Annotated in this window: 1 protein-coding gene; it reads right to left on the bottom strand. The window is 70.1% G+C overall.

The features are described 5' to 3' along the window. On the bottom strand, nucleotides 1–545 hold a 545-nt coding region (locus QJT78_RS52005), incomplete at both ends, for an AMP-binding protein (RefSeq protein ID WP_281460930.1).

The following is a 545-nucleotide window of genomic DNA, read 5'->3' as shown; positions in this document are numbered from 1 at the left end:
TAGATCACATAGGCGAGATGGCGTGAGGTGAGGCCGAGCGCGCGCGGGTCCGGATCGGTGGCCGGCAGCTCGGCCCAGGCCGGCGTCGCCGTCTCCAGATCGACCACGGTCACACCGGTGAGCCCGTCGCCGCCCAGCGCGGCGCGTCCGGCCGCGTCGGCCAGCAGCAGCCTCGGCGCCGCATCGTCGAGCACCTGGTTGAGCCGCGCGCTGGGATAGGCCGGGTCCAGCGGCAGATAGGCCCCACCCGCCTTGAGGATCGCCAAGACCCCCACCACCATCATCGGACTGCGCTCCAGGCAGATCGCCACCGGCTGGTCCGGCTTCACCCCGAAGGCGATCAGATGATGCGCCAGGCGGTTGGCCCGCGCATTGAGCTCGCCATAGCTCAGGCGCTCGTCCGCGCAGACCACCGCCACCGCATCCGGCGTCTTTTGCACCTGCTGCTCGAACAGTTCGTGGATGCACCGCTGCGACGGATAGGCCGCCGCCGTCCGGTTCAGCTCCTCCAGCAGATAGGTGCGTTCAGCCGCCGGCAGGATGTC

Source organism: Bradyrhizobium sp. Mp27 (assembly GCF_029953005.1).
In the GTDB taxonomy this organism is placed as follows: domain Bacteria; phylum Pseudomonadota; class Alphaproteobacteria; order Rhizobiales; family Xanthobacteraceae; genus Bradyrhizobium; species Bradyrhizobium barranii.
This window is presented reverse-complemented; position numbering and strand designations above follow the sequence as displayed.